A 6,017-nucleotide genomic window follows, 5' to 3' on the forward strand; every position below is an offset into this window, starting at 1 on the left:
CTCCCGGTCCTGGAACGCGGAACCGGCCCGGGCCCCCCCCCGGGCGGGGGGCCGCCCGGGATTGTTCATCCGAAGGCTACTGCGTTCGCCGGACCCCGAGTGGGAACGTTCCACACATGATTGGGAACGTTCCACTCCACCGCGGCGCAGGGGAGCGTCGGTCAGCGGTTCAGCGGGACCGCCGCCAGGGCCGCCACCGCCCAGGTCAGCGGCGCGAACACCAGGAGGACCGTGGCCGTCCGTACCGCCGCCGCCGTGCGCAGCAGCGTGGCGGGGGCGCCGAGCCGGTACATCGACTCGGTGGTGGAGATACGGACCTGTCTGGCCTCCAGGGCCGCCGTCAGGACCGTGGCCACCGCGCAGCCGATGACCAGCGTGGCGCCGAGGCCGGTGAGCGGGCCGAAGGGCCGTTCGTCACCGGGCCCGTACAGGGACGCCGCCGCGAACGCGCCCGAGACCACCGCGCACAGCACACCCAGCGGGCGGCCGATACGGCGTGCCTCGGCCATCAGCGTGCGGCCCGCGAGCAGCCGGACCACGCCGGGGCGCACGGCCTGGAGCAGCCAGCCGCAGAGATGAGTGATGCCCGGCCCGGCCAGCGCCAGCCCGACCGCCGTCAGCGCCCAGCCCGCGAGCACTCCGGCCGAGCCGCCGTCGAAGTGGCTCGGCATCGGCAGCGGGTTGCCGCCCCGGCCCCGGCTCGCGTACGTCTCGACCGCGAGCCCCGCCGCCGTGAACGCGACACCCCACGGCAGACCGGACGGCGCCGATGCCGGGTCGGGGACGTGCACGGGTGTCAGGGCCCTGGCCTCGCGGACGGCCGTGTCCGTGGCCTTCGCCGAATCCTCGGGATCGATCGTTCCCGAGGCCGCTCCCGAGGCCGTGTCCGCGGCCATGTCCGGAGTCGAGTCCGACGCCCTGTCCGTCACCGCGTCCGTGGCCGGATCCGCGGTCGCCGCCATCGCGTAGGCGGGCCGGGCCGACGCCCTGACGGGAACGGGCCTGAGGTCCGCCGCGGTGCGCGTCCGCAGCGCCAGCCAGGTCGCCGCCGTCGCCAGCACCGGCACCGCCGCCAGCAGCGTCAGTACCGCGCCCAGCGGCAGCGGCCGGCCCGCGGCGAGCAGTTTCGCGGCCTCTCCGTCGAACGGCATGCCGGTCAGATCGCCCCGCAGGTGCAGGAAGAACAGCAGCGCCAGCGCGCTGCCCAGCGTGCAGGACACGGCGGTCGACGAGGCGGCCAGCGCGGCGAGCCTGGCCGGGCCGAGGCCCACCGCCGACAGCCCGGAGCGTGGCAGGGTGCTCTGATCGGTACGGGCCGTGGCGACCGCGAACTGCACCGTCGCGGCCAGCGGGATCAGACACCAGAGCAGCCGCGCCTGGGCCCCGGCCGGATGGCCCAGCGCCCAGCCCAGCGTGCACAACAGAAGGAAACCGACCCCGGCGGAGGCGGCGGCGACCAGCAGCCGGCGCAGCAGGACCAGGGGGTGCGTGCCGAGGCCTAGACGGAGAGCGAGCACGCCGCCCGGCCTTCCGCCTCGAACGGCCGGAGCGAGTTGACCCGGCGTCCGTCCACCAGTGAGACCGTACGGTCGGCGAGCGCCGTGAGCTCCTCGTCCAGGGTGGCCAGGACGACGGTGATCCGGTGCGAGCGGGCCGCGCTGGTCAGCGTGCGCAGCACCTGCGCCCCGTCCGTGAGATGCAGCGCCGCCGCCGGCTCGTCGGCGAAGAGCACCGCGGGCGTGGTGACCAGCGCGCGGGCGACGGCGACGCGCTGCCGCTCGGCCTGGTACAGGGCGTACGGACGCTTCCGGGCGCAGCCGCTGATGTCGAGGCGCTCCAGCCACTCCATCGCCGCCGTCTTGGCGGCGCGATGGGACGAGCCGTTCATCAGCAGCGGCAGGGCCGCGTTCTCCCAGGCGTTGAGCTCGGGGACGAGGGACGGCTCGGGGCCGATCCAGCTGAAGCGGTCGCGGCGCAGCTGTTCGCGGAGCGGTGCGCTCATGGTGTGGACCGGCGAGCTGTCGAACCAGACCTCGCCCTCCTGCGGCACCAGCTGGCCCGACAGACACCGCAGCAGAGTCGTTTTGCCGCTGCCGCGCGGGCCGTTCACGGCGAGGATCTCACCCTCGCGCACCCCGAGCGAGACGCTGTCGAGTGCGGGGGAGCCGTTGTGGGAGTAGTTCAGAGAACGCGCCCAGAGCACGTCGTTGTCCGGTGGGGCCACCATTGGCGTACACCTCGGTTCGGATTTACCTCCCCCGTCCGGGGGAACGAAGGCGGCGACGATCGGTCACTGGGCACGGTAGGGATTCGGAGCCGGGAGTGCGGACAGCACACGGCCCGGGTGCCGCCCTTCTCACTCGAAAGGCGGCACCCGGGCCGTCATGCGGGGTGGGTTCCGTACGGTCGGTACGGAACCGGCCGGAGGACACCGTCACCGTCAGAGCTCGCTCCACGCCTCCGTGAGCACGGACCGCAGGATTCCCTCGATCTCGTTGAACGTCGACTGGTCGGAGATCAGCGGCGGCGCCAGCTGCACGACCGGGTCGCCGCGGTCGTCGGCCCGGCAGTACAGACCGTTCTCGTACAGCTTCTTGGAGAGGAAGCCGTACAGGACGCGCTCGGTCTCCTCGCTCGTGAACGTCTCCTTCGTCGCCTTGTCCTTCACCAGCTCGATGCCGTAGAAGAAGCCGTTGCCGCGCACGTCCCCGACGATCGGCAGGTCGTGCAGCTTGCTCAGCGTGTCGAAGAAGGCGGACTCGTTGTTCAGCACGTGCTGGTTGAGGCCCTCGCGCTCGAAGATGTCGAGGTTGGCGAGGCCGACCGCCGCCGAGACCGGGTGGCCGCCGAAGGTGTAGCCGTGCAGGAAGGTGTTGTCACCCCGGTAGAACGGCTCGGCGAGCCGGTCGGAGACGATGCACGCGCCGATCGGGGAGTAGCCCGAGGTCATGCCCTTGGCGCAGGTGATCATGTCCGGTACGTAGTCGAACTTGTCGCACGCGAACATCGTGCCGAGCCGGCCGAAGGCGCAGATGACCTCGTCGGAGACGAGCAGGACGTCGTACTGGTCGCAGATCTCGCGGACCCGCTGGAAGTAGCCGGGCGGCGGCGGGAAGCAGCCGCCCGCGTTCTGCACCGGCTCCAGGAAGACCGCCGCGACCGTCTCCGGGCCCTCGAAGAGGATCTGCTGCTCGATCTGGTCGGCGGCCCAGCGGCCGAAGGCCTCGGGGTCGTCGCCGTGCAGCGGGGCGCGGTAGATATTGGTGTTCGGGACCTTGTGCGCGCCCGGGACCAGCGGCTCGAACGGCGCCTTCAGGGCCGGCAGACCGGTGATGGACAGGGCTCCCTGCGGGGTGCCGTGGTAGGCGACGGCGCGCGAGATGACCTTGTGCTTGGTCGGCTTGCCGGTCAGCTTGAAGTACTGCTTGGCGAGCTTCCAGGCGGTCTCGACCGCCTCACCGCCGCCCGTGGTGAAGAAGACCTTGTTGAGGTCGCCCGGCGCGTAGTGGGCGAGCCGCTCGGCCAGCTCGACGGCCTTGGGGTGCGCGTACGACCAGACCGGGAAGAAGGCCAGGTCCTGCGCCTGCTTGTACGCGGTCTCGGCCAGCTCGTGGCGGCCGTGCCCGGCGTTCACCACGAACAGTCCCGACAGGCCGTCCAGGTAGCGCTTGCCCTGGTCGTCGTAGATGTAGGTGCCCTCACCACGCACGATGGTGGGCACGGGTGCGTTCTCGTACGACGACATGCGGGTGAAGTGCATCCACAGGTGGTCGTACGCGGTCTTGGAGAGGTCCTTGCTCACGGCTATCGGGTTCCCCACATGTAGGTCTGCTTCTTCAGCTTGAGGTAGACGAAGCTCTCGGTGGAGCGCACGCCGGGGAGCGCGCGGATCCGCTTGTTGATCACATTCAGCAGGTGGTCGTCGTCCTCGCAGACGATCTCCACCATCAGGTCGAACGAGCCCGCGGTCATCACCACGTACTCGCACTCATCCATGGCCGACAGCGCGTCCGCGACCGGATCCAGATCGCCTTCGACATTGATGCCGACCATCGCCTGGCGCCGGAAACCCACGGTGAGCGGGTCGGTGACGGCGACGATCTGCATCACGCCCTGGTCGAGCAGCTTCTGGACGCGCTGGCGCACGGCCGCCTCGGAGAGGCCGACGGCCTTGCCGATCGCGGCGTACGGGCGCCGCCCGTCCTCCTGGAGCTGTTCGATGATCGCGAGGGACACGGCATCGATGGACGGTGATGATCCGTTCCCGGTCCTGGAGTCTGTCCTGGAGTCTGCGCTACGACTGGCCACGCGCTTCACTGTGCACTGCGACTCGTCTGTCCCGCAACCCTGTATCGATGAAATTCGTTGTTGAAGCGATCGAATCTCACCGAATCCGAAGTTGTGGGGGGTCCGGCCTGTTGAAAGCGTCGGCCGACCGATTAGGGTGGGTGTCTCACCCATCGGACATTCCGATACGTAACTTCCGACAGGAGGGGTGGCAGTGACCACCGAGCTGCGCCGGCTGCGTAACTACATCAACGGAGAGTTCCGGGACGCCGCGGACGGGCGGACCATCGAGGTGGTCAACCCGGCCACCGGCGAGGCGTACGCCACCTCGCCGCTCTCGGGGCAGGCCGACGTCGACGCCGCCATGGAGGCAGCCGCGGCGGCCTTCCCGGGCTGGCGCGACACCACCCCGGCCGAACGCCAGAAGGTACTGCTCAAGATCGCGGACGCCTTCGAGGAGCGGGCGGAGGATCTGATCGCCGCCGAGTCCGAGAACACCGGCAAGCCGCTGGAGCTGACCCGTACCGAAGAGCTCCCGCCGATGGTGGACCAGATCCGCTTCTTCGCGGGCGCCGCCCGGATGCTCGAAGGCCGCTCGGCCGGGGAGTACATGGAGGGGCTCACCTCCATCGTCCGCCGCGAGCCGGTCGGCGTCTGCGCGCAGGTCGCGCCGTGGAACTACCCGATGATGATGGCCGTGTGGAAGTTCGCGCCGGCCCTCGCCGCGGGCAACACCGTGGTGCTCAAGCCGTCGGACACCACCCCGGCCTCGACCGCGCTGATGGCCGAGATCATCGGGGCGATCGTCCCCAAGGGCGTCTTCAACGTCATCTGCGGCGACCGCGACACCGGCCGGGCGATGGTCGAGCACGCGATCCCGGCGATGGCCTCGATCACCGGTTCCGTACGGGCCGGCATGCAGGTCGCCGAGTCGGCGGCCAAGGACGTCAAGCGCGTCCATCTGGAGCTGGGCGGCAAGGCGCCGGTCGTCGTCTTCGAGGACGTCGACATCGCCAAGGCCGTCGAGGACATCGCGGTGGCGGGGTACTTCAACGCCGGGCAGGACTGTACGGCCGCCACCCGCGTCCTCGTCCACGAGTCGATCCACGACGAGTTCGTGACGGCGCTCGCGAAGGCGGCCGCCGACACGAAGACCGGCGCGGCGGACGACGAGGACGTGCTCTACGGTCCGCTCAACAACGCCAACCAGCTGAAGCAGGTCTCCGGCTTCATCGAGCGGCTGCCGGCCCACGCCAAGGTCGAGGCGGGCGGCCACCGGGTCGGCGACAAGGGGTACTTCTACGCCCCGACCGTCGTCTCCGGCCTCAAGCAGGACGACGAGATCATCCAGAACGAGGTCTTCGGCCCGGTCATCACCGTCCAGTCCTTCACGGACGAGGCACAGGCCCTGGAGTACGCCAACGGCGTCGAGTACGCGCTCGCCTCCTCGGTGTGGACCAAGGACCACGGGCGGGCGATGCGGATGTCGAAGTCGCTGGACTTCGGCTGCGTGTGGATCAACACCCACATTCCGCTGGTCGCGGAGATGCCGCACGGCGGCTTCAAGAAGTCCGGCTACGGCAAGGACCTCTCGGCGTACGGCTTCGACGACTACACGCGTATCAAGCACGTGATGACGTCGCTCGACGGCTGATACGGCCTCCGGGGCGCTGTCCCGGACCGAAGCGTCATCCCCGTGAAAGGGGCGGGCGGTGGACTTCTTGTCCACC

5 protein-coding genes are annotated in these 6,017 nt (G+C 70.1%); 1 reads left to right on the plus strand and 4 read right to left on the minus strand.

All coding sequences use genetic code 11. The annotated features are described in order from the left end of the window. Window positions 1–161 precede the first annotated feature (161 nt). The 4 genes from ACFRKB_RS25810 to ACFRKB_RS25825 form a co-directional block, all read right to left on the minus strand. Window positions 162–1,517, minus strand: coding sequence for a hypothetical protein (locus ACFRKB_RS25810; RefSeq protein WP_383108786.1), 1,356 nt, complete (start codon window positions 1,515–1,517; stop codon window positions 162–164). Beyond that, window positions 1,499–2,227 (minus strand): ABC transporter ATP-binding protein, encoded by a 729-nt coding sequence (locus ACFRKB_RS25815; RefSeq protein ID WP_383108787.1) that lies wholly within the window; start codon window positions 2,225–2,227, stop codon window positions 1,499–1,501. The genes ACFRKB_RS25810 and ACFRKB_RS25815 overlap by 19 nt, the downstream gene beginning before the upstream one ends. Before the next feature lie 213 nt (window positions 2,228–2,440). Continuing rightward, window positions 2,441–3,820, minus strand: a complete 1,380-nt coding sequence (locus tag ACFRKB_RS25820) for an aspartate aminotransferase family protein (RefSeq protein ID WP_383108788.1) — start codon at window positions 3,818–3,820, stop codon at window positions 2,441–2,443. After that, on the minus strand, window positions 3,805–4,308 hold the full coding sequence (locus ACFRKB_RS25825) for an Lrp/AsnC family transcriptional regulator (RefSeq protein WP_383108790.1): 504 nt from the start codon (window positions 4,306–4,308) through the stop codon (window positions 3,805–3,807). Before ACFRKB_RS25825 ends, ACFRKB_RS25820 begins: the two co-directional genes overlap by 16 nt. Window positions 4,309–4,501: 193 nt before the next feature. Between ACFRKB_RS25825 and ACFRKB_RS25830 the strand changes: the two genes are divergently transcribed. Continuing rightward, on the plus strand, window positions 4,502–5,941 hold the full coding sequence (locus ACFRKB_RS25830) for a gamma-aminobutyraldehyde dehydrogenase (RefSeq protein ID WP_383108791.1): 1,440 nt from the start codon (window positions 4,502–4,504) through the stop codon (window positions 5,939–5,941). Window positions 5,942–6,017: the final 76 nt, after the last annotated feature.

Source organism: Streptomyces scopuliridis, assembly GCF_042790125.1.
Taxonomy (GTDB): Bacteria; Actinomycetota; Actinomycetes; order Streptomycetales; family Streptomycetaceae; genus Streptomyces; species Streptomyces scopuliridis_A.

Bases quoted from the DNA above. Each gene is read 5' to 3' on its own strand.
- ACFRKB_RS25815 (WP_383108787.1), bottom strand. From the start codon at position 2,227: ATGGTGGCCCCACCGGACAACGACGTGCTCTGGGCGCGTTCTCTGAAC.